Source organism: Pseudacidovorax sp. (assembly GCF_017991995.1).
Classification (GTDB): domain Bacteria; phylum Pseudomonadota; class Gammaproteobacteria; order Burkholderiales; family Burkholderiaceae_C; genus Xenophilus.
Window position 1 is genome coordinate 22,321 of record NZ_JAGOPN010000031.1, and the last position, 23,606, is coordinate 45,926.

The 23,606-nt window shown below is 63.2% G+C and carries 18 protein-coding genes; 16 read left to right on the plus strand and 2 right to left on the minus strand.

Annotated features, from left to right (window positions below; genetic code table 11):
- The first annotated feature begins 130 nt into the window (after positions 1-130).
- Positions 131-3,997 (plus strand): hypothetical protein, encoded by a 3,867-nt coding sequence (locus KBC94_RS27960; protein WP_294378544.1) that lies wholly within the window; start codon positions 131-133, stop codon positions 3,995-3,997.
- Positions 3,998-4,064: 67 nt separating this feature from the next.
- On the plus strand, positions 4,065-4,928 hold the full coding sequence (locus tag KBC94_RS27965; protein ID WP_294378546.1) for a hypothetical protein: 864 nt from the start codon (positions 4,065-4,067) through the stop codon (positions 4,926-4,928).
- An 87-nt stretch (positions 4,929-5,015) separates the two neighbouring features.
- Here KBC94_RS27965 and KBC94_RS27970 read toward each other — a convergent pair whose 3' ends face one another.
- Positions 5,016-7,316 carry a LamG-like jellyroll fold domain-containing protein gene (locus KBC94_RS27970; protein WP_294378549.1) on the minus strand — a complete coding sequence of 767 codons (2,301 nt, stop codon included), beginning with the start codon at positions 7,314-7,316 and terminating at the stop codon, positions 5,016-5,018.
- A gap of 275 nt (positions 7,317-7,591) precedes the next feature.
- Between KBC94_RS27970 and KBC94_RS27975 the strand changes: the two genes are divergently transcribed.
- From KBC94_RS27975 to KBC94_RS27995, 5 genes are all read left to right on the plus strand, one after another.
- Positions 7,592-9,970 carry a phosphoesterase gene (locus tag KBC94_RS27975; RefSeq protein ID WP_294378551.1) on the plus strand — a complete coding sequence of 793 codons (2,379 nt, stop codon included), beginning with the start codon at positions 7,592-7,594 and terminating at the stop codon, positions 9,968-9,970.
- On the plus strand, positions 9,967-11,409 hold the full coding sequence (locus tag KBC94_RS27980) for a cytochrome c peroxidase (RefSeq protein WP_294378554.1): 1,443 nt from the start codon (positions 9,967-9,969) through the stop codon (positions 11,407-11,409). The genes KBC94_RS27975 and KBC94_RS27980 overlap by 4 nt, the downstream gene beginning before the upstream one ends.
- Before the next feature lie 8 nt (positions 11,410-11,417).
- Positions 11,418-12,098 (plus strand): hypothetical protein, encoded by a 681-nt coding sequence (locus KBC94_RS27985; RefSeq protein WP_294378556.1) that lies wholly within the window; start codon positions 11,418-11,420, stop codon positions 12,096-12,098.
- Positions 12,099-12,474: 376 nt separating this feature from the next.
- Positions 12,475-13,245: a Crp/Fnr family transcriptional regulator gene (locus KBC94_RS27990; RefSeq protein ID WP_114804004.1), complete on the plus strand. Its 771-nt coding sequence runs from the start codon at positions 12,475-12,477 to the stop codon at positions 13,243-13,245.
- Between the two features lie 36 nt (positions 13,246-13,281).
- Positions 13,282-13,566 carry a hypothetical protein gene (locus tag KBC94_RS27995; RefSeq protein WP_294378559.1) on the plus strand — a complete coding sequence of 95 codons (285 nt, stop codon included), beginning with the start codon at positions 13,282-13,284 and terminating at the stop codon, positions 13,564-13,566.
- Positions 13,567-13,602: 36 nt separating this feature from the next.
- Here the strand turns inward: KBC94_RS27995 and KBC94_RS28000 are convergent, their stop codons facing one another.
- Positions 13,603-13,743: a hypothetical protein gene (locus KBC94_RS28000; RefSeq protein WP_294378561.1), complete on the minus strand. Its 141-nt coding sequence runs from the start codon at positions 13,741-13,743 to the stop codon at positions 13,603-13,605.
- A gap of 401 nt (positions 13,744-14,144) precedes the next feature.
- On the opposite strand from KBC94_RS28000, the gene tssI reads away from it, so the two are divergent.
- From tssI to KBC94_RS28045, 9 genes are all read left to right on the plus strand, one after another.
- Positions 14,145-16,712, plus strand: a complete 2,568-nt coding sequence (gene tssI / locus KBC94_RS28005; RefSeq protein WP_294378563.1) for a type VI secretion system Vgr family protein — start codon at positions 14,145-14,147, stop codon at positions 16,710-16,712.
- Positions 16,713-16,815: 103 nt separating this feature from the next.
- The gene (locus KBC94_RS28010) at positions 16,816-19,053 is read left to right on the plus strand and encodes a hypothetical protein (RefSeq protein ID WP_294378565.1); all 2,238 of its coding nucleotides are present in this window, start codon (positions 16,816-16,818) and stop codon (positions 19,051-19,053) included.
- Positions 19,050-19,586 carry a hypothetical protein gene (locus KBC94_RS28015; RefSeq protein WP_294378567.1) on the plus strand — a complete coding sequence of 179 codons (537 nt, stop codon included), beginning with the start codon at positions 19,050-19,052 and terminating at the stop codon, positions 19,584-19,586. Before KBC94_RS28010 ends, KBC94_RS28015 begins: the two co-directional genes overlap by 4 nt.
- Positions 19,587-19,686: 100 nt before the next feature.
- Complete coding sequence (locus tag KBC94_RS28020) at positions 19,687-20,226, plus strand: hypothetical protein (protein WP_294378569.1); 540 nt, start codon at positions 19,687-19,689, stop codon at positions 20,224-20,226.
- A gap of 188 nt (positions 20,227-20,414) precedes the next feature.
- Positions 20,415-20,927, plus strand: a complete 513-nt coding sequence (locus tag KBC94_RS28025) for a hypothetical protein (RefSeq protein WP_294378571.1) — start codon at positions 20,415-20,417, stop codon at positions 20,925-20,927.
- Between the two features lie 71 nt (positions 20,928-20,998).
- Positions 20,999-21,637 carry a hypothetical protein gene (locus tag KBC94_RS28030; RefSeq protein WP_294378573.1) on the plus strand — a complete coding sequence of 213 codons (639 nt, stop codon included), beginning with the start codon at positions 20,999-21,001 and terminating at the stop codon, positions 21,635-21,637.
- A 460-nt stretch (positions 21,638-22,097) separates the two neighbouring features.
- Positions 22,098-22,592 carry a hypothetical protein gene (locus KBC94_RS28035; protein WP_294378575.1) on the plus strand — a complete coding sequence of 165 codons (495 nt, stop codon included), beginning with the start codon at positions 22,098-22,100 and terminating at the stop codon, positions 22,590-22,592.
- 97 nt (positions 22,593-22,689) lie between these two features.
- Entirely contained in the window at positions 22,690-22,956 is a 267-nt protein-coding gene (locus KBC94_RS28040) for a hypothetical protein (RefSeq protein WP_294378577.1), read from the plus strand.
- Positions 22,957-23,413: 457 nt separating this feature from the next.
- Positions 23,414-23,606, plus strand: a 193-nt coding sequence (locus tag KBC94_RS28045) for a GDP-mannose 4,6-dehydratase (RefSeq protein WP_294368388.1), incomplete at its 3' end; no start/stop codon positions are given.

Consider the following 23,606-nt stretch of genomic DNA (forward strand, 5'->3'; position numbering starts at 1 on the left):
AACCTTTCATCATCCTCGGCCACCGCCGTGTCGTGCAAACCCCAGATGGAGGATGTGCTCCTCCGGGCCCCCACCAAGAATGCCTCGCCAATGAACGAGGTCGGACCTCAGGTCCGAAGGAGGGGTCGAGATGAAAGTCGAAGAGCCATCGCCCGGGCAGGGCGAACTGCAGCAGGCCGTGGCGCTGCGTCGCGCCGCGCTGGGCGCCACCGCGGCCCGTGGCGCCGACCTGGGCGTGCCACCACCGGCGCCAGAGGCCCCGCTTTGGGGACTGGCCCTCTCGGGCGGCGGGATCCGCAGCGCCACCTTCTGCCTGGGGCTGCTGCGCTCGCTGGCGGCCAACCGGCTGCTGCTGCGCTTCGATCTGCTCTCCACGGTCTCCGGCGGCGGCTACATCGGCGGCATGCTCGGCCGGCTGTTCGACCGCGCGCGCACGGGACCGGGCGCGGATGAGGTCGACCGGGCGCTGGCACAGGCGGAGAAGACCCACTTTGGCTGGTGGCTGCGCACCAACGGCCGCTACCTGACACCGGCCGGCGCCCGCGACACGCTGTTCGCCCTTGCGCTTTACCTGCGCAACCTCATCGGCATCCATGTGGAATTCGGCGTCCTGGCCGTGCTGCTGGCGCTGGGCCTGTGCGCCGTCGACCTGACTGCGTGGCAAGCGCTGGCCACCGTCGGCAGCCACGAGCCACGGATGTTCGCTTGGACGGACTGGATCCAGCCCTGGATGCCCACGCTGTGGCCGCTGGCGGCGATCGCACTGCTGCCCGCCCTGAACTTCCTGCTTGCCTACTGGCAACTCCAGTGGGTCCGCGCCAGGAGCTTCGGCGCCATCGTGCTTGGCGCCGGGGCGATCCTCGTGGCCGCAGGCTTGCCGGCATTCGCGCTGTACCGGCTGGGGCAACTGGGCGACATCCAGCCGCAGCGCTGGCATGCCGTGGCCATGACGGCCGCCGCGCTGTTCCTGTTGCTCAATCTCGGCGCGGCATTCACCGCCCGCTGGATCGCTGGTGGCCCGGGCGGCACGGTCGGCGCCGCCCGCAACGCGCTGACGCATGCGCTTTCCCGGTGGCTGTCGATGTTCGGCGCCTGCCTGGGATTGGGCTTGGTCGAGCGCCTGGCGTGGGTGCTGGCGTTCGACAGCATCTCCACGCTCAACCTCGGCCTGGCGCTGGGCGTCGCTGCCGTCGGCCTGCGGGGCGCCGCGCCCCTGTTCGCCGCCGAAGGCCATCTGGCGCCGCGCTGGGTGCGGGGCATCGGGATGTGGCTGCTGCAAGGCATGGGCTACCTGCTGAGCCTGTGCATGGTCGTGTGGTGGGTCGCGCTCGTGATGAAGGTGGTGATGCGGCCGGTGTTCATCGACTCCGATGCCGGCGTGCAGGCCGGTACGCGCCTCGTCACCCAGATGGCGTTCACGCAAGGGTGGATTCACCTCGCCCTGCTGGCCGTTCCGGTGCTCGGCTATGCCCTTCTCACCGGAAGGAATGTGCAGTTCCTCAACCTGTCGTCGCTGCACGCGTTCTATGCGGCCCGCCTGACACGGGCCTACCTGGGTGCCGCCAACGGCACGCGTTTCGGCCCCGACGTGAGCGCGCTTAGCCCCATTGCCAGTGCCGTGCGTACCGGCAAACCCGCCGTCAGCGTGGGCGAGGTCGCCTTCGACGACGACGTGCCCCTTGGGGCCTACGCGCCCCATCGCGCAGGCGGGCCGGTCCACCTCATCAACAGCTGCGTCAACCAGAGCGCGGACGACAAGGGCCGCCTGTTCAACCGCGACCGCAAGGGCCTGCTGCTGAGCGTGATGGCCGGCGGAGCGTCGCAACTCGGCCAGGAAGGCTGGCGCCGCATCCCAGGGATCGGCCAGCTCAGCCTGGGTGCCTGGCTGGCCATCTCCGGCGCCGCCGTCTCGCCGGGCCTTGGCGCACGCACCCAGCGCGGCCTGTCGGCCCTGCTCACCTTCGCGGGCGTGCGGCTGGGCTACTGGCTGACCGGTGCGGCCCGGCATCCAGGGACCCGCGCGCAGGGCGGGTGGTGGCGCCGAAACCTGGCCAAGTCGATCGGGCTGCTCCACGAGACCACCGGGACGTTCGCCGCCGCCGGGAAGAACGACTGGTTCATCTCGGACGGAGGGCATTTCGAGAACACCGGTGGCTACGCACTGCTGGCTGCGCGGGCGCAATTCATCCTGCTCGCCGACTGCGGCGCCGATCCCAACTACCGCTTCGGCGACCTGGAGGAGCTGGTGCGCAAGGCCCGCGTCGACCTGGACACGCACATCACCTTCCAGAAGCCCGCCGCGACGCCCGCCGCCTGGTGGGAGACGCTGAAGTACTTCGGCTCGCTCAATGCACTCGCATCCAGCGACAGCAACGCCTGCCTCGCCCTCGCCACGATCCGCTATCCGCAGCCTGCCGACGGCACGGCCCCGCCCGTCGGCATCCTCATCGTCGTCAAGCCGAACATGTGCGCCGGGCTTCCGATGGACATCGAGAACTACCGGCTCAAGGCGCCGAGCTTTCCACAGCAGCCGACCAGCGACCAGTTCTTCAGCGAGGCCCAGTGGGAAAGCTATTTCTACCTGGGCCGCTTTCTGGCGGACAAGCTCTCCACCGGCTTCGTCGACAGCGTCCTGCAGAACCCTGGCCAGTACTTCGAACCCGACGAACACGCCAAAGGCGCGACGTCCAGTCAGACCGACAAGAGCGCGACAGCAAGCCCGGCGTCGACCGGCATCCGCCTTCCGCCGAGGATCGGCGTGGCCGCCGTCGGCGCCACCCTGAGTGCCGGTGCGCTCGCCACCATCGGCATCTCGGCGTGGCAGGCGGCCGAGGGTCTGCGCAATGCGATCAACAGCCGGATCGTGGGCGAACGTGCGGCCATGAAGGAACTGGCCCAGCTCTGGGCACAGTTGCCGCGGTCGCCCGGCCCGGTACGGGAGGAGCGACAAGTACAGGCCGCGCCTGCGGACAGCGGCCGCGGGAGCGAAGCCATCTCGGCCCTGGCCATGGCCGTCGTGCGCTCTGCCGATGCCTATTGCCAGCGCGACGAGGCCCGCTGGCTGCAAACGTCCGCACTCGGGGTGCGCATCGTGCGCGACGCCTCGGTGGCCTGCCAGCGACTCGGCAGCCAGATGGGCAACGCCTGCAATGTGCTGTTGAGCGCCAGCCACGGCCCCATGCCGTCGGCCTTTCCCACCTGCATGACGCAGCCCGACGCGCTGCCGGCCGTGCGCTACTGGGGCCACGACTACAGCCAGGGTGCGAGTTGGGAGGCCTTGCATCCCTGCTCTCCGCGCCGGGAAGCCATGGTGCTGGCCGAAGAGGCGTTCCAGGCGTCGAACGACCACACCCGGACCAATCCTTCCATCTCCCGGAGCGCGCTCGACGAACTCTGGGACAGCAAGTGCCCGCCCCGCCCGGCGCCGGCCGCCTCCCGTCACAGGTTGCCATTGCCCGCGACGACCTCTGCCATCGTTGCCGCGCCTTCTCCCGACGCCCCGCCCGCCCCCGCCGCGGCGGAGACGCCTGCGCCCATGACAGCCAGTACCCCTGCGGCATGGAAGCGCGCCGAGACCATCTGCAAGCGGATCACGATCTATGTGCAGATCTACGGCGGGGCTCAACGCGACAGCGTGCGGGGTCTGCGCGACTGGTGGCGCAACTGGGGCGCCAGCGTTCCGCCCATCGAGGATGTCTACGACGCCGCCCGCAGGACCGGCCGGGCCAACCCCGCCCCCGTCACCACCACCGTGCTGCGCTACCACGACACCAGCGGCAGGGCCTGTGCCTATGCCATCGCCGCGGGGATGAGCTCGGCATTCGGCGATGGCGGAGAGGGCCGATGGATCGCAGAACCTCTCGCCCCCGCCCTCAGGGCCACGCCGGGCGTCGTCGAGCTGTGGGTCAGACCGAACGACCCGTTGCTGGCAAAGATGAATGCCCTGCCGCCTGCCGCGCCCCCCGCGCCGTCCGGCGCGCCGGCATCGCCCCGCTGAACCCGCCGCGCCGCTGCGCGGCGGCCACGCCGTCCCTGCCCGCCCAACCACCTTCATGGAGCACTCGATGTCCCTTCCCAACCCTGCCTGCGTCGTCAGTTTCAACGGCTACGACTCCGATGCCTACAACGGCAAGCCGGCCACCGGCCCGGACGATCCGGCCTTTGGCAAGCGGATCATCTGCGAGGGGGAATCGTGGTTCTCCATTGGCGGAGCGCCCTCTTCCAACATCCTGGAGCCCCTGCACTTTCGTCAGAGGACCCTGCTGATCAACCTGGCCCGGCCGGGCGACACGCTGCTCAACATGACCGACCCACATGCCAACCGGCCGCTGGTGCAGACCCTGAACGAAACGCGCTGGGACGCCATCTTCATCAGCGGTGGCGGCAACGACCTGATCGACAACCTGATGAACATCATCTGCACGCCCTCCGTGGGTGCGGGGCAGCACTTTCTGGACTACATCGACCGCATCGAACTCACGCGACTGCGTGTGAACGTCCACCAATACCATCGGCGGCTGGCCCGGTTGCGCGACACCAGCAAAAAGAACGCCGGCATCCCCATCGTGACGCACGTGTACGACTACCCCACGCCGCGCGACGCGCCGGCGAACCTGGCCGGCATCCTGAGTCTGGCCGGCCCCTGGCTGTATCCGGCACTGATGACGCGGCAGGTGCCCCAGGACTTCTGGATCCCGATCACCGACTACATCTTCGAATCGCTGGGCTCCTTTCTTGTGGAGTTGTGCGCCGAGATCGACAACTTCCATGTGATCAGCAAGACGAAGGGCGTGCTGCAGCGCGCCCGGCTGGGAACCAGCGGGGCGGATGGCGACTGGCTCAACGAGATCCACCCCACCGCGCGGGGCTACGGCAAGCTGGCCGAGGTCATCTCGCCCGAGTTGGATCGCATTCTGTTTTCGGCGTGAGGGGGTGGGGATGGGGCAGCCACGTCTCCCCAGCCCTCTCCCGCGAGGGGGAGCGGGAGCCCATCCGCCCGCGCGGGGCACTGCGCCTCAGCTCGCCCGCGCCGTCAGCCACTGGCTCGGCGGCAGGGGCGCGCCGACGATGCGGATCTCGCCCAGGCTGCCCAGGAAGCCGGTGGACATGCCGTCGGCCCACTGGCCGCAGCCGATGGCCATCTGCTGCTGGGCGGCCACGTACTGGATGCCGTGCATGTTGCTGTTGTTGCGCAGCACCGGCGCACCCTCCACGTACATCGTGGTCGCGTAGCCGTCCGCCGGGTCGTTGACGATGGCCACGTGCAGCCACTGGCCCGCCGAGATGCTGCCCGACCAGCAGGTCAGGTTGGTCGCCTGGTCGGTGGGCACGATCTCCCACTGGAACTCCATCAGGTTCGACAGCGCGAACATCATGGGGGTGTCGCCCTCGCCGCTGCCGAAGCCCTGCAGGTGCGAGCGCGCGCCCAGCCGGTACAGGATGCCCATCCAGCCGTTGACGTTGGCGTCGAAGGCCGGGTCGATGTAGACGAAGGCCTCGACCGTGTAGCCGTTCAGGAACTGCTCGGTGTTCAGCTTCGAGGTCTTGTCGGTGGTGAAGTACGAGGCCCGGCTGCCGGTGGCATTCAGAAAGCGCAGGCTGCCCGGCGCGGCCGACAGCGGGTGGTGGCTCCTGGACCAGACCAGGTCGCCGTCCTTGCCCATCCAGGTGTTGACCGAGATGGGATTGGCGCCCGCGGGGGACACGTCGGCGATCTGCTGGCCGTTCTGGTACGGAAACTTGTCGCCCTCGGCCGCCGTGCTGCTGTAGAAGCGCCAGTGCGCCAGCGTGTTGGCCACCTTGGGATAGTCGTCCGGACCCGACGCCGGCCGGCTCGAGGCCACGGTGGGGCTCTTGAAGTTGGTGAGGATCGTCTCCTTGGCCTGCTGCGTGATGGCCTTGGTGCGCGTGCCGGCCGGCACGACAAAGCCGGGGTTGAAGCCGCCGAAGCGCGCCGCGAAGTCGATGTCGAGGGTGAAGCCCTGGTTGGCGTCCGTGAGCCAGGCCGAGTCGAAGTTGTTCAGCTCGGCCTGCGGCTTGACCGGCACCCACGGCGAGAAGGAACTGGCCACGATCTTCTTGTGGGTCAGGTCGAACTCGTACATGCGCATCAGGCCGTTGCCGCCCATGTAGGCCATCTGGTAGTCCACCACCATCAGGAACACGTCGTGGCCGAAGGCGTTCTTCTTCGTCACGGTGCACGAGCCGTGGTAATGGCCGTTCACGGCCATGAAGATCTGGTCGTTGTTCTTGATGAGCCTGTCCCACATGTAGTTGGAATAGGCCGTGTCGGCGGCGGTCACGCCGTCCTGGCCGATGCCCATCAGCTGGTGGTTGATCAGGATGACCGGCAGCGTCGGGTTCTTCTGGATCACCTGGTTGGCCCAGGCGATGGCGTCGTCGGAGGCGCGCCACGACATGGAGAGCACCAGAAAGCGGTTTCCCTCGGCCTGGAACACGTGGTACTCGTGGAAGCCGGAGGAATGCCGCCCGCCGAAGGTGGACTGCTGCTGGGCCCGCGCGGTGGGAAACACCTGCAGGTAGGGCTCGAACAGGTTCACGCGGTGGCTGCCGCCGTCCTGGTAGCCGTCGGTGTTGTCGAAGCCGGTCACGCCCACGCCCCAGTCGGGGCCCCATTGCATGTCGGAGCCGATGGCGCCCACGTCATGGTTGCCGGCGCAGATGGAATACGGGCATTTGGCCTGCTCCAGCACCTGCATGGCCTGGCTGGCCAATTCCCATTCCTTTTGAACCGTATTGGCCGCGATCTGCCCATTGCCCACCAGGTCGGTGGAAGCGCTCCAAGGCGCGGATTTTTCCGACGAGTAATACCAGGATTGGTCGACCACGTCGCCCAGATGCATGGTGAATGCGGTCTTCAATTGCTGCGCGTTATTGGCGATCCATTGCGTCTGCGCCTTGAAGGGATTGTTGTAGCGCGGATCGATATCGGCATAGAGCTTCTGGTAGAGCATGCCCATTTTTTGCGACGCATAGCGCGAATAGAACTGCGTGTCGGGCAGCACCATCACCGAAAACGACGACGTCGGCACCACCGGCGTGGGTTGCGTCTGCGGCGCGGCAGCGGGCGCCGGTGCGGGCGCAGGCGCCGCACCGGTGCCGCTGCCCGAGGAGGAAGAGGACGCCGGCAGCAGCGTGCTGCCATCGCCGCCGCAGCCGGCCAGCACGCCCGACACGCCCACGGCGGAGCCTGCCAGCATCAGCTGGAGCAGGCGCCGGCGCTGGATCTCGTTGACGCGCGCGAGCTCGTCGATATTCAACGCCGCGGGAATGCGCGTATTTTGGTATTCACTCATTTCGAACCCTCGATGGAACGGCGCAATGCAGTGCGCCTGAAAAAGGCGAAATGATCGGGACGCGTCTTTACATTCAAGTGACAAATTCACCTGAATATTTCCCAGACCTGGTCAGCTTGGTTTAAGCAAAAACAAGGAATCGCGCGCGGCCACGAAATGCCGCCGCTGCATGCGCCAGAAGTCAGCATCGTTTCAGCTTTCCTTCACGGGCATGACACCGCCATTGACCAACATTCAGCGGTTTTGCATTTCCAGCCCACGATCAAGAGGTCATCTTGAAACCCACCGCCCCTTCGACTTCACGTCTTCTTCTCCCGGCCCTCACCGTGCTGGCCGCTGCGGCCCTGACCGCCTGCGGCGGCGGTGGCAACGATGGCATCGCCTTCCTGCCGGCATCGACCAGCAGCGGCAGTAACAGCAACGGCGGCCAGACCGGCAGCACGGCCAACACCGTGGCCGTCAACGGCGTGGTCGCGGCAACGGCCTTCAAGTCCGGCAGCGCCACCGACCCCGTCTTCTCGGCCGGCTACTTCGCAGGCGCTAAGGTCTGCGTCGACAGCAACAACAACGGCCGCTGCGACGACGGCGAGACCGCCACCACCACCGACGCCAGCGGCAAGTTCAGCCTGACGGTGCCCACCGGCTCGGCCCTGCTGGCCGACATCGGCACCAGCGCCAGGAACACCGCCACCGGCCAGGCCGTGGCCAGCCGCGAGGCGCTGCGCATCAGCGCCGGCCAGGTCAGCGACCAGCAGGCCGCGCAGGTCGTCATCAGCCCGCTGTCGGCCGAGGTGGCCCGCCTGATCGACGCCAACGGCAGCAGCTATGCCACCGAGCGCAAGAACGTCGCCAGCCGCCTGGGCGTGGCCGAGACCGCGGTGCTGGGCGACTTCAACCAGGCCAGCGGCAAGGCCCAGGCCGCCCTGCTGGCCGAGGCCAATGCGCTGAACAACCGCTACGTCTACGCCACCGCCAAGCTCGACCGCGGCGACCTGTACCCCGACGCGCTGGCCGTGCCCGGCGGCGATCCGCGCCTGACGGGCAAGAACGGCGTCACGGCCCTCACCGCCAACACGGCCGACGCGCGCAAGCCCATCACCTTTGCGCAGGCCCAGCAGGCCGCCTTCAACGTCGAAGGCATCCCGCGCTACGACAACATCTTCATCGTGATGCTGGAGAACAAGGCGACCTCGTCGATCGTCAACTCGCCCTACGCGCCCAAGATCAACGCCTACCTGCAGGCCGGCAACCAGCTGGTGAGCTACTACGCCACCGGCAACCCCAGCGAGCCCAACTACACCGCCCTGGGCGGCGCCGACGACTTCGGCATCACCGACGACAGCCAGTGGAACTGCAACGCTACCGGCCCCACCGCCGTGCAGGACCTGCCCGTGCCCGACAACACCCAGCCCGGCCTGGCCAGCTCGCCCTTCAAGACCACCTGTACCCAGGCCGCCGCGGTCAGCCACAACATCGTGGGCCGGCCCAACCTGTTCAACGCCATCACCGCCGCGGGCATGACCTGGCGCACCTACAGCGAGTCGATGAACCCGGGCCAGGACTTCCGCACCGACAGCGTGGCCGACGCTGCCGTCACCGCGCAGGACCATGTGTACCCGCCCGGCACCCTGGGCCCCAACACCAGCGCCATCGGCGACGCCACGCTCACGCTGCCCATGCCCGCCGGCCTGTACAAGACCAAGCACCACCCCGGCATGGCCTACCAGAACGTGCGCAGCGCGCCCGAGTGGAAGTACAGCAACCGCACGATGGGCGGCGGCCAGTGGGATGCGGCCCTCAGCAAGGCCAGCGCCTACACCGTGCCCACCGGCTACGACATCGACCAGCTGGGCACCGACCTGGCCAGCGGCAACGTCGGCAACCTCAACTTCCTGATGCCCGACCAGTGCGACGACATGCATGGCATCAGCGTCAAGGGCACCAATGGCGGCGGCACCACCGCATCGGCCAGCGATTGCAGCAGCGTGGCCAACAACGTGGCCACCAGCGCCGTGTCGCCCATCATCACGCGCGGCGACAACTACGTGGACTACGTCGTCAAGAAGATCCAGGCCTCGCCGCTCTGGCAGAACCCCAACAAGCGCGTCGCCATCGTGCTGATGTTCGACGAGGGCAATGCGACCGCCGGCTTCAACTCCTGCTGCGGCTGGAACCCGCTGAAGGTCAAGCAGACGACCAACATGCCCAACCCGCTGCAGCAGAACGCGGACGGCAGCTGGTCGCAGGACACCACCATCAACAACTACCAGATGGGCAACCGCGGCCACGGCGAAAGCATCTTCGGCATCCTGACCAACCAGCCCAACGCACCCAAGGGCGTGGTCGACAGCGACGCCTACAGCCACTTCGCCTTCGTGCGCACGCTGCAGGACATGTTCGGCCTGGCCGACCCGGGCAACGATGCCTCGTACATGAACCGCTCCAAGTACACCGAGGCCTTCATCGCCGCGAACATCCTGAACCTGCCCGAGTACGCCGGCAGCGCCGACACGCACTTCGACAGCGTGCGGCCCATCAACCACGCCTTCGTGGCGCCCGCCGGCTACACGCAGAAGCAGTCCGCCGACGTGACCGTAGCCGCGCAGACCGGCCCCGACGCCAACCAGACCAACGTCTGGGCCGTCAAGCCATGAGGCGGACCATCGCTCCGGCGGCCGGCGCCACGCTCATCGCGGTGGTGGCGGCGGCTGCCGTGGCGGTGGGCCTGGCCAGCTGCGGCGGCGGCAGCGGCGGGGGCGGCAGCGCCCTGCCGCTGGGGCTGGGCGCCAGCGGCAGCGCGGCAGCGCCAGCCCCTGCGGCGGCGGCGCCTGCGGCCGCCCCCGCTCCCGCGCCAGCCTCCGGCCCGCTCAGCCTGGCCGCCCAGGTGGGCCAGAAGATGTTCTTCGACAAGGCCCTGTCGGGCTCGGGCCAGATGAGCTGCGCCTCGTGCCACGACCCCGCCCATGCCTACGCCCCCGCCAACGACCTGGCCGTGCAACTGGGCGGCCCCAGGCTGGACCAGCCCGGCACCCGCGCCGTGCCCTCGCTGCGCTACAAGGAATTCACCCCCGCCTACGCCGACCTGCTGGACAACCCCGACGGCATCAGCGCCCCGGGCCCCGGCGGCGGCTTCACCTGGGACGGCCGCGCCGACACCCTGGCCGACCAGGCCCGCGTGCCGCTGCTCAACGCCGCCGAAATGGCCAATGCCAGCCCGGCTGACGTGGTGCGCAAGCTGCAGGCCGCCAGCTACGCGCCGCTCATCACGCAGGCCTTCGGCGCGCATGTGTTCGACAACCCCGACACCGCCTTTGCCAGCGCGGTGCAGGCCCTGCAGGCCTACCAGCTGGAAGACACCAGCTTTCACCCCTACACCAGCAAGTTCGACCGCTATGCCAGCAACAAGCTGGGCGGCAACCTCTCGCCGGCCGAGGTGCGGGGCCTGAAGGTGTTCACCGATCCCGCCACCGGCAACTGCGCCTCGTGCCACTACCAGGGCGCGGGGCTCAACGGCAGCTCGGCCCTGTTCACCGACTTCTCGTACGAGGCCATCGGCGTGCCGCGCAACACCGCCATTGCCGCCAATGCCGACCCCACCTACTACGACATGGGCGTATGCGGCCCCCTGCGCACCGACCACCAGCCCGTCCGCCCCGGCGCCGCCGACAGCTTCTGCGGCATGTTCAAGGCCCCCACTTTGCGCAACGTGGCCACGCGCAGCGCCTTCTTCCACAACGGGGTGATGCACACGCTGGAGCAGGTCATCCGCTTCTACAACACGCGCGACACCAACCCCGAGCTGTGGTACCCCACCGTGGGTGGCCAGCCCAAGGCCAAGAACGACCCGGCCTTTCCGACCTACGGGCTCATCACCACCCAGTACACGGGCGGCACCGTCCGGAAGTTCGACGACCTGCCCAGCGCCTACCTGCCCAACATCGACCCGCAGATGCCCATGGACGGCCGCAAGGCCGGCTCCGCCCCGCCCATGTCGGAGCAGGACATCCATGACCTGATCTGCTTCCTGCACACCCTGGACGACGCCGACACCACGGCCGCCCAACCGCTCAAGCCCGAAGACTGCGCCCAATGACGCGCCCCATGACCCCGACCACCCTGCCCCTTCCCGCCCCTGGCCCCGTCGCCCCGCGTAGCCGCCTGGCCGTGACCGCTGCCGCCGCGCTGCTCTGCGCCGCCGCCCTGCTGGCCGGCTGCCAGCACGAAGCCACCGTGGACCCCGGCGCCCTGCATGCCGCCACCGAGCTGTACCTGGCCCGCCACGGCGACCTGTGCCTGGGCAAGCCCCGCTGGCCCATCGACGTGACCCCGGCCGAGGCCCGGGCCCATGCGCGCGACGCTGTGCAGATGCCCGTGCTGCAGCACCTGGGCCTGGTGCAGGCCGAAGACATCGCCCTGCCCGCCACGGCCGAGGCGCCCGCCACCGCCGCCACGCGCTACACGCTCACCCCCGAAGGCCAGAAGTACTTCATCGCCCGCAAGACCGCCACTGGCACCGCGGCGCCGGCCGACTTCTGCGCCGCCCACCTCACGCTCGACCGCATCGTCGGCTGGGCGCCCGAGCCCGGGCACCCCGCGGCCGACGGCGGCCCGGTGGTCGTCACCTACACCTACCACGTGCAGCCCGCGCCCTGGGCCGCCGACGCCGATGCGCAGCGCGTGTTTCCCATGGTGGCGCGCGTGGTGCAGGGCGCGGGCAGCCTGCAGCTGCGCCAGGCCTTCACGCATGGGCCCGAGGGGTGGGTGCCCGCCAGCGGCACCTGACCTCATCCCGGCCGCCGCGGCCGCCCTTGGCAAGCCATCCAGCGGCCTGCCCCACCCCGCAAAGCACAACGCCCATGGCCCCTTCACAGGGCCATGGGCGTTCTTGCTTGGGGCTGGCGGAGCCCCTTTACAACCAAACCGCTAATCGTTGCTGAATTCAGTAGAAATCTTGCAGAGGTAGAGATTTTTTCTCATTTCCTTCACTTTTATTAAGCCTAAAGTGTCAGCAAGTCTTCAATTCCGATGATTTCGTGCGCACAAGCCCACATCCCAGCTTCTAGCATGCGTTACTACTTTCAGCCTCCTTGCAACGCATGCAGCGAATCGTCACATTGGGCGCTACTCATTATTTCGGCTGCGGCCGGCTTGTACGCGCATGTTGATTCATCCTTTGCTTTCCGAGGTGCCCCAAGGGGTGCGCCAGCAACTGATGCGGTTCGTGGAACTGCGCCACTTCCGCAAAAATGACGTAGTTCTACTTACGGGCCAGCCTGCGTTTTCGATGTATTGCGTTGCCTCGGGACTGCTGCGGGTGGGCCTGCCGACCGACGCCACAGCCCGCGCAGAACTCATCACCACCAACTTCCTGCGCGTCAACGACATCTACCTGAGCGGCCCCCTTGCCCAGGCCGACCGCCCCAACATCTCCGAACTCACCCTGGTGGCCGCCCTGCCCTCGGCGGTGTACGTGCTGCCGATGGACATCGTACGCGGACTCTGTACACAGTACCCCTCGATCTCGATGGCTTTGGTGGACATCAGCCTGGAACGCGCCAACATGCTCCGGCGCCAGTTGCGCCGCCGAAGCACCCTGTCGGCCGAGAAGATGGTGGCACGCGTCTTGCACGAATTGACGCAACTCGCACCGCAGGGCACCCGGGCCTTCAGCAAGCGCATCTCCCAGGCGCTCATCGCCTCCTACACCGGCCTGTCGCGCGGCGTCGTCAACAAGGTCATCAACGACCTGGAGCAGCGCGGCCAATTGCGCAGAAGCGGCGATTCGATTCAATTGGAAGAATCCGACGAATACGACACCCTTTTTGGAGAAACGCAGGAATCGCTGAGAAAACTGTACCAGCAGCAACAGCAGCAGGCGGGCAAGGACCCTGGCGCCGCGGCCAATTACAAGAAGCCCAAATGGGCGTGATCTGCCATTGCTTTGCCGGTCCGGTGCGCAAGACGAATGCTTAAATTCATTTTCAGTCCCGAATACGCGGCCCGCCGGCTTGGGAAATGGCGCGGGCTGGTTCTTTTGCTTTATTCCATCCTGCTTTTTCTGGTCGTATTTCTCGCGATCTTTGTGGCGGCACCGGCCAGCGCGGGCAGCGGCGGCTACATCGTCGTCACGGTGTCCGCTGCGTTGCTCTGCGTGGTGTTCCTGCTGCGCGGCCTGCACATGCTGTACCGCGACCTGCTGTTCAAGGACTACGCCACGCTGGCCTGGCGCGCCCGTCGCAGGCACCGTTAGCCGCACCGCGACGGGGCTCCGCGCACCGCCCCGTCCTCACGCCTGCCCCGCATAGCCCACCAGTTGGGCAGGCGCCAGGCTGGATTCGGACAGCCGCTCTTCCACCTCGCACGCCGCCTGGAGCGGCGTCAGCTTGTGCACCCGCGCATAGCCCTCGATGGCATTGCCCAGCGTCACGCGGGATACGAAAAAAGAAGTCAAACGCAGGAATGCGTGAATCGCATCCAGCCGTGCGGCCAGATCGGGTTGGGGAACGGGGACCTGTTCTGATGCGTGACTCATGCCGACTCCTGTGCGCGATCCGGCATGCGATGCAAGGAGCGTGCACATTGCCCGGATGCCTCGGGCATCGCCGCGTTTTTTCCAAATGGACAACTTTTTTCTGCCGGCCGCGTGAGGACCGACCATCCGCAGATGCGGAGGTTTGAGCCGGGGAACTATTCCACGGATCGCGGCAAAAGTTGCGGTGGTCCGCGCCGAGTGCCGCGGACCGCCAAGACCCGCATTTACCCTCCCCCGCGCCGCCTTCGCACCCATAACAAAGCAAGCGAAAGCGCGGCGCAAAGGGAGAGGCTTCCATGTCCACGCTGTCACACACGCTGCGGGTGCATTCGCCCGCATTGCCGGTCTTTGCCGGCACGCCCCTGCTGCAGCCCGTGCGGCTGTCGGGCCACGAGGGCGTCAATGCCCTCTTCACCTATGAGCTGCTCCTGCAGACCCCCGATGCGCTGGACCCCGGCGCCCTGGCCGATGCCTGCGCCGACATCGACCTGGACGCGCTGATCGGCCGCGAGATCCATTGCGAGATCGACCTCGATGGTGCCGGCACCTTCGTGCCCGGCGGTGTCGGCGATGCCGTGGACCACCTCGGCGCCGGCGTCCGCCAGATCAACGCCCTCATCACCGAAGCAGAGTTGCTGGGCGAGCATGGCCGACACCTGCGCTACCGCCTCGTGCTGCGCCCCTGGCTGCACCTGGCCACCCTCAACGCCGATTGCCGCATCTTCCAGAACGCCACCGTCGTCGACATCCTCGACGCCCTCCTGGCGAACTACCCCTTCCCCGTCGACAAGCGCCTGGCCGAGTCCTTCCCCCTGCGCGACTACCAGACCCAGTTCAACGAAAGCGACTTCGCCTTCTTCGAGCGCCTGTGCCAGGAGTGGGGCATCAGCTACCACTTCGAGCACGACGCGGGCGCCCACCGGCTGGTGCTCTCGGACCATCTGGGCGCCTTTGCACCCAACCCCAGCGAGGCCTACCGACAGGTGAGCTATCACCCGCCCGGCTGGAAGCTCGACGCCGAGTATCTGCATGCCTTCATGCCCGCCAGCCGCCTCGCCAGCGGGCGCTACAGCAGCCGCGACCACGACTACACCCGCCCCCGGGCCGACCTGACGGTCAGCCGCAGCGATCCCCGGCCGACGGGCTTTGCGGAGGCGGAGGTCTACGCCTGGCATGCCAGCCTCGGTGGCAGCCACTACGCCCAGCCACGCGCCGGCACCGCGGGGGCCAACGACCCGCTGGCCGAGGGCGACCTGATCGCCCGGCTTCGCATGCAGCAGCTGCGCACAGCGGGTGCACGCGCACGGGCCAGCGGCAACCTGCGCGGCATGGTGCCTGGCTTCAGCTTCGTGCTGCAGGGCCATCCAAGGGAGGCAGCCAATGCGGAATATCTGGTCCTGGAAACCGAATTCCTCATCGAGGACGTGGGGCAGGACAGCCAGGCGGCGCTAAACGCGGTGACTCAACCCCAGGCCCAGCAACGCTGGCGGGCGCAGGTGGACCTGCTCGCCCATCCGATCACCGAGCCCCTGCGCCCGGCACTCACCCGCACCAAGCCCCACACCCACGGCCCGCAGACCGCCCGCGTGGTCGGCCCCGCGGGCCAGGAACTGTGGACCGACGAACTCGGCCGCATCAAGGTGCAGTTTCCCTGGGACCGGCAAGGCCAGGAGAACCCGCACAGCAGCTGCTGGCTGCGCGTCTCCAGCCCGTGGGCGGGCAACCAGCTGGGCGGCGTGCACCTCCCGCGCATCGGGCAGGAGGTGGTCGTGGACTTCCTCGGCGGCGATCCGGACCTGCCCATCTGCACAGGCCGGGTGCACAACCAACTGAACCTGCCGCCCTGGCAACTGCCGCAGCAAGCCGCACTCAGCGGCTTTCGCAGCCGCGAGCTGACCGACGGCGGCGGCAATAGCGCGGCCGGACGCAGCAACCACCTGGTGATGGACGACACGGCCGGGCAGATCCAGACGCAACTCAAGAGCGACCACCAGCACTCCAGCCTGAGCCTGGGGGCGATCACCCGCATCGAGGACCACCAGGGCCGAAAGGACGCGCGCGGCGAGGGCTTCGAGCTGCGCACCGATGGGCACGGCGTACTGCGCGCCAAGGACGGGATGCTCATCACCACTGAGGGACGACCCGAAGCGCTCGGCGCGATGCGCGACATGGACGAGACGGTGCAGCGCCTGCGCGGCGCGCATGAGCAGCACGATGCGCTGGCCGAGGCCGCACAGGTGCACGGCGCCCAGCAGGCCGGCGAGGACCAGGACGAGGTCCAGAAAGCCCTACGCACGCAGAACGACCAGATCGCCGGCGACACCGGCGAGCGCCCGAACCCCGATCCGCTCCAGGCCCCGCACATGGTGCTGGCCAGCCCGGCCGGCATCGTGGCCAGCGTGCCCGAGAGCGCTCACCTGCACAGCGGCACGCACACCGCTGTCACCACCGGCCAGCACCTGTCGATCAGCACCGCGCAACGCTGGCTGGCCAGCGCGGCCCAGGGCGTGCGCGCCTTTGTGCGCAAAGGCGGCCTGCGCTGGATCGCCAGTCGCGGACCCATCCAGGTGCAGGCCCACCAGGGCGAGATGGTGCTGCTGGCGCACAAGGACGTGCGCATCACCAGCATCGAAGGACGCATCCGCATCCAGGCACGCAAGAAGGTCGTGGTCATCGGCGGCGGCAGCTACACCGAGTGGAGCGCCCAAGGCATCCGCCACGGCACCGCCGGCACCTGGCAGGAGCATGCGGCGCTGCATGCGCAGGTGGGGCCGATGAGCCGGCCCGTGCAGAGCCAGGACTTTGCGCAGGGCGACTACCCACCCGAGCGGCGACAGGGGCGCCGCTTCGGCCCCTCCAGCTGACGCGGCGGCGATCGCCGCAGCGCCGCGCTCCACGCGCCTTCTTTTCGCACTTTCGTCGCGCCCCTCCGTGCCCGCTTAGCCGCCATTCCAGTCGCCGCCCACCATGCTCATCAGCCCGCCCTTTTTGCCGCCGCCGCAAGCCAACGAAGCCGCCTTCCTCGATGCATCCATGCCCGAATGCACCGATGCCTCCCACGGCACCCGGGGCGCACCCCAAGGCTCCTTTCCGCTGGTGAGCAAGCTCACCTGGCACAACGGCATGCACCTGGACGCGCCGTGCGACGCCCAGAAGCAACGGCTGCCCGTGCGGGCGATTGCCGACGGCACCGTGATCTACCGGCGCGACAGCGCGCCCCACAGCGACGATCCGAAGCACCCACTCAACTACAACCCCTACGGCGAACACGCGGCCTGGACCGACATCGGCCTCGTGATCGTGCGCCACACCACCGACATCGGCGCCACAGGCGACACCCCGACGCAGATCACCTTCTACAGCGTGTATATGCACCTGGCCCGCATCGAGGCCGCCGTGCGGCCGGGCAAACCCATCTGGCGCAAGGACGCCATCGGCACCGCCGGGCGCCTGTTCGGTCAGGAAGGACGGCTGCACTTCGAGATCTGCCTGGACGCCCGCAACCTGCAGCAACTGCTGGGCCCCGCCCGACCGATGCGCTGGACGGACCCCGGCGCCCCACCCAAGGACAACGGCAGAACCGATGCCGTGTTCGGCAGCATCTACGTCTACCTGCCCGCCGGCACACCCGTGCGCACCAGCGCGCCGAAGTCGCATCTGTATGAAAAGCCGACGGCCGGCGCCAGTGCCGCGACAGACCATTTCGTGCCCGACACGCTGCACGAGGCGCAGTGGGTCGAAATCCGCTACGGCGCCTCAGGCTCAGCGGCCCAGGGCGGCGATGCCACGCTCACCAGCTACCGCGCCACCGCCGGGGCCGGCGGCCTGCTGGTGGGCCAGCGCATCGGGCAGCCGCATGTGGAAAAGGACTTCGAGTACGACATGTACAAGGAGGCCAACCGCCGGCACAACGACCTGAGCGCCGCCGACCAGGCGCGCAGCAGCCCGAGCGGCTGGTACGAACTACTGCGCTTTGGCCGCAACCTGGGGCCCGACCCCCTGCCCGCCAACGCCGCCCACTGGCGGCCCATACCCACCGACAGCGGCCATGTGTGGGCCGACCTCAATGCGCCGGGCACCTACAAGTTCAGCGATGCGGACTTTCCGGCATTCCGCGGCTGGCAGTGCTTTGACGACGACACCAACCCGTTGGACCAGCGCTGCGATTCGGTCGAACTCAAGCGCCTGATCCGCGACCCCGCGCAACGCGAAACCCTCAAAGATCGGGACGCGCTGGCCAAACGGCTGAACGTACCGGAAGTCCGCGCCAAGCTCGAGTACGCGATCTGCCGATTTCCGACCGAATGGGACAAGGCCACGATCACCCAGCGCTATGAATGGCTGAAGACGGATGAGGAATTCCGGATGTCTGAAGGCCAGGGCTGGGAAGAGTTTGCGGCGCACTGCGAAGCGCTCGGCTGCGATGACCTGCCGCAGGAGTACAAGGAGGCACAGTGGCACCTGCATCCTAAGCGCCTCATTTCACACGCGCGGGGCGGACACTGGTTAGGTGCTACAGAAATGCGCCGGATCTACTCTCGAATAAAAAGCCAGAACTTGGCGATGTATCTAATCCCACTAAATTTGACTTTACGCAAATATGGAATTATCTCACCCCTTCGACTAACGCTCTTTTTAGGACAAGGTGCGGTTGAATCACAGGAGTTAAACCTAATAGTTGAAGGCGGCCAGACCAAAGGCAGTTATCAGCCCGAAAGCAGTCATTGGTTTGACGATTCCAATGAGCATTACTTCGATCAATACATAAGAAAAAATGGAAACAAAGATAGTAGGGATCACATAAAGTTCCGAGGTAGAGGACTTAAGCAGCTAACAGGGCGTTTTAATTATGCATACTACTGGGTTTTTCGAGGATGGATTTCGCTTTCAAGCTTCGATGATCCGTGGTGGTTACCCCATGGGAAGCCTAGAGCTCCGGAAATCACCAATCCGCAGTTTGTTGCATCTGACCCCTTGACTTCAATGGATGCGGGCGGTTGGTATTGGACAGTCTCACCTCACCGCGGTATGGGCGCAAAAAGGCAGGGACGCGACAGAAGCACAATCAATTGTCTCGAAAACTCCTCATACTCCTCCACGTTGGTGGAGAAGGTAACACTAGCGATAAACGGAGGCATCCTCGCACTGGATAGACGACAGAACTACTCTGACAGTATCTACAAGTTTTTCAATGATATGCCGTGAAAAAATTATTTATTGCGCTTCTGGCATTCTGTGCTTCAACAAATTCATTATCAAAGGACGGCTTCATTTCCGAGTTCCATCTTAAGACGAAGCGAACTCCGAACTTCATCTATGGAATCATCGAACGGGACGGCGCAAAAATATATTCTCTCAAAATCAGTCGATACGAAAAACCATTTGCCGACATTACGTTGCTCGATTTAGAAAAAGATGGGTATCCCGAAATTGAAACTACAGGTCTTTGCGCACAAACTTGCGAGCACGAAATCTACAAAATGATAAATGGCAAGTATAAACTTGTTTTTTCGGGCACCTACATGTCGATAACATTCAAAGACGGCTACTACATTCTGCGAGAGTCATCTGGATGCTGCTTAGAGGGAATCAACTTATATGATCAACTAACTTCAATTAAATCCCGTCCAGCTTTCACTTTTTTAATGGAACGGAATGGCGACGAGGATTGCGAGTCACAGATAAAAAAAATACCCCTGAAATATCAAAAGCATCTGAAATACATCTGTAAAAGCTGAGAAATTTAGTTTTTGCACATTCATTGCTTTTTCCTCAGACTGCCAACTCTGCGCTCGCAATCTAAGAAGACGCGCAATCGGGTCGTCCTAGAATGTCCATATGAATTACGCCCAAAGCCTTGAAGGTAACCGCAAAAAATCAAAGTATAAATATCTTCGGGAAAATTTTAGCCGAATAGCATGCGCTTTAGTTACAGTCTACATTTGCACCGCAAAAGCAGAAATACTGGGTGCAACAATTGACGGCAAAAGACTGAAAATACAGACCGATACTGCCGAAACGGCTATTTCCGTAAATACTAGAGGAACGATTATTGGCTACAAGGTCAACTGTTCAAAAACAAAACTAGTGGCTTGGGGCGTACCCGATGAATTAAATTTCAATGCTCCACAAATTGGATTTGTAACGATTGTGGACAGTAAAAATCCGCTCGGCGCCAAAAGAAAGATCCTCGCGCAAGGAGTTATGGACATAGAGTTCTTGAAAAACAAAAAATATGCTTTTATAGCATCGAATTCAGGCGAAGTGATCAATCTTGAGAATGGGAAACTTGAATACGTCCCGGAAGATAGAAACTTAGAAAGGTTTCCCCGGGAGGAATGTCGCAAAGCACGTTGGCAGACCTTTGAAAAATATTAGGAAAATCATTCTGAGCAACATATCCCACAGCCGCGCTTGATACGCGAATTTAGGAGTCACCATAGGACGCATCCGCCCCACGTTGCCTTTGTCGAAAACCATCAATTTCTCTTCGCCGCCATGGACGCCGCTAAGCAATGAGACTTATCGTTCTATCGATTCTGATAATTCCGGGATTGTCTTTAAGCATGGCTGCAACTGCTGCAGCCTCGGAGTGCCGAGAAGCTCCAAGCGTTAGAGAACTAGGACTGACCATAGAAAGTTGTGAGCTTGTCGGGACGGCCTTCGTTGAGATTTATCAAAGCGCGGTCATTCCGAATGAACCGTACGTAACTAATTTTGATCGCAGAAAACTGGCAGTGGTACGCGGTCCAGACCCCATCTGGATTAAAAAGATCAACGGCTTTAGTGGAAAAGATCAATATCATGCCATTGAGTCGGCGGTGAACAAACCTCCGTTCCCGGAAGAAATATATAGAACTTACCAACAACGCACCGTTGTTATGAATGGATGGCTCACTGGAATAAATCAGGTGCAGTACCGCTCCGCCCGCCACGGCCCCGGATACGTTTTAATGTGCGCAACTTCCTTCAAAAAAGGAAAGGAATTTTCGATGAGCATTTCTGAATGCTTTCCTTTTGAAGAAAGATCACGATTCTATAAAACGATTAATAATCGCCATCTCGAAATAAACAAATAGCTGAACTCACAAATCTCCAATCCGCCGATCACGTCCAGGATCGAGGCGAAATACGACATCATCTTTGATTCATGAAGCCCCATATACCGCGACGTTCGCCTAGATTGGTTCTGAGTTTCATCACGGGTGTTGCTCTTGTCGACCAGATATACGGGCAGCAAGCCTTCGATTTGAAGGCATATCAACCGTCTTTTGAAGTAGGAATTCACAGAATGCAAGCAAGTTTCGACGGTTGCAGGATGTCGGTCCGCAATCCTGACAGCGCCCGCCTATGGTTCGATGGGCGCTGGACGATATTTATGGATCAGAAGAAAAGCAAGAAGATCTCAGCCGCGGATGCGACTGTTGTGCAAAGTCGAGTTTCGTGGTCCATCGAATCGCCAAAAAATTTTCGTTCTTATTGGCTCTGGATTTCTTGCGATCCGCCGGACGATCCCTTGGGTCTGCCCGTCCCAATTGGAGGAGACTCATGTAGCCGTAAAAACTGGAGAATTCCTTCCACTTATACGCTTCAATCTTCGTTCAGTCGAGATGGTATGAAGGGTCGAATATTCTTTGCTCAAACCCGCAAAAACGCCGGCCCATCTTATTTAGGATTCTGCGTTACAAAGGCAGATCATACAGTTGTAGGAGGGGGCGAATTCAGGAACAAGGAAGTTAATAAGCAAACAATCATGAACGTTATCCACTCGCTTAGTGTAGATAACTGATTGCCGCTCATAGGTAAGCACGGTTTTCAGGCCACTCGATCCGAAGTTTCAAGCTAAAAATGTTGGAATGATCAATAAATCAAAGACCCTCCTCTTCTTTTCTCTATATTGCTTGTCTTTCTTCTGTTTCCCCGATGAAAAAGCAGTGGCCTGCAGAATCGAAATAACGGCCCCAGAGCGCGCACTTTACAAGGGAGATTGCGAAATTCACCGTGAGGGCGGTGGAACCTTCACCTTATGGGCGCCACATCCTGAGAGCCATCCACCAATATTTGAGGACATGTCAACCATTACCGTCTTCGTCATAGACAGAGGTAGAGCCAAGGTAAGTGGCATGACCACTGACGGTATACAGAATGGTTGGGGAGATGCAATTCGCTCCAAGGCGGACACGGGCTGCTGGAATGGAACCGATTTTCAAATATGTGCTTGGCGCAGATAAACTTGTCGAATAATCAAGGTGGCGCTGGCGAATATCGGCATGACTAGAATATTACTGCCTCTATGCGTGGTTGTCGTTGCCCTCAATTCGCACGCAGATGCGAGAAGGCCGGAAGCGCAGCACCCAATATCTGTTTCTCAATTATTACGGCAGATCCGCGCCATCAAATACACACACACGGTAGACGGCTACCAGATCAAGTGCGATAGAACCAAGGCGCTGGTTTGGGGAAAACCAATTAAATTCAATGCCAATCACCCCCAGGACAGTGAGGCGACATTGATAGATCTGGAGAAAAACAAGATTGTCAGAACATTTGGCCTAAGCAGTGGTATTTTCGGCGCTGGCTTTTTGAAGGATGGACAACGCCTCAATATCGAATCCGGAAACGGTGTCGTGATTGATCTTCGAACAGCTTCTGAAATCAACTATGACTACTATTTCGATACTGAAGGGAAATACGAAGAATGCCCCGAGTTCAAGGGTCAGTCATTTCTAAGATATTCAAGGTAATCGCAGATTTTCATTCCGCTCCAGCCGCGCCGGAGCAAGCTCCATCAACCCAACGAGTAGAGGGCAGCGCGCCGCGCTCGGCGCAACCCACGCAGAAGTGCTGGAAGAGAAGCGCTGCTACCCCTACCAAATTAGAAATCCGGGAGAAAAGCAATATGCGCTAAAGCTCCACATCTATCGGGACGCGAAGACCGGGCAAGAACTTTTTGCAAATGTTCAGTACAAGGAAGGGAGCTACATACCTGCGGTCTGGCAATCCAAGGTGATTCCGGATCAGGAGGAAGAACTAGGCAACTATGAAATCAAGAGGGTCGAAATTATCAACGGAAAAATAACAGGAGAATACCTGGAGGTGAGGACATGAGCCGGAATCAGGCAGGGAGAATATCTAGAATATATAAGCAGAACCAAGCCGAGCAAAGCTCTCGTGATCTTCTTTCCCGAGGAATACAGTAGCTGCCAACAAGTGTGCGAAAAAAATTCCTGCAGGTTTTTGGCACTTCCCTGACGGGGTTTGCCACTGCCGGGCTTCACGGGCCATTCACTTGTAATCCTAGACGAATAATGCGTCAACCACTATGCGCACTGCTTTTAAAAAGCAGGCGTTTTGACGACAGGACGGACAACGAAACTTATAAAAAATAAAAACGATACGGCGTCACAAACGAAAGCACCGCCTTCAACCCACCGTCCTCGGAAAACAACAATCACATGTAAGTTGGAGTAAGTGCAAACCCTGCCTCATAATGTTCAACATTCCGGCAGTCGGTGCAAAGGCGCAGGGTGCTGGCCCGCATCTCTCAACCCTTCGTCTTACTTCCATGATCCTTGTGACAGGCGGCGCCGGCTTCATCGGCGCCAACTTCGTGCTCGACTGGCTGGCTGGTGCCGACGAGCCGGTCGTCAACCTCGACAAGCTGACCTACGCAGGCAACCTCCAGACGCTCGCCTCGCTCGATGGCGACAAGCGCCATGTCTTCGTGCAGGGCGACATCGGCGACAGCGCCCTCATCG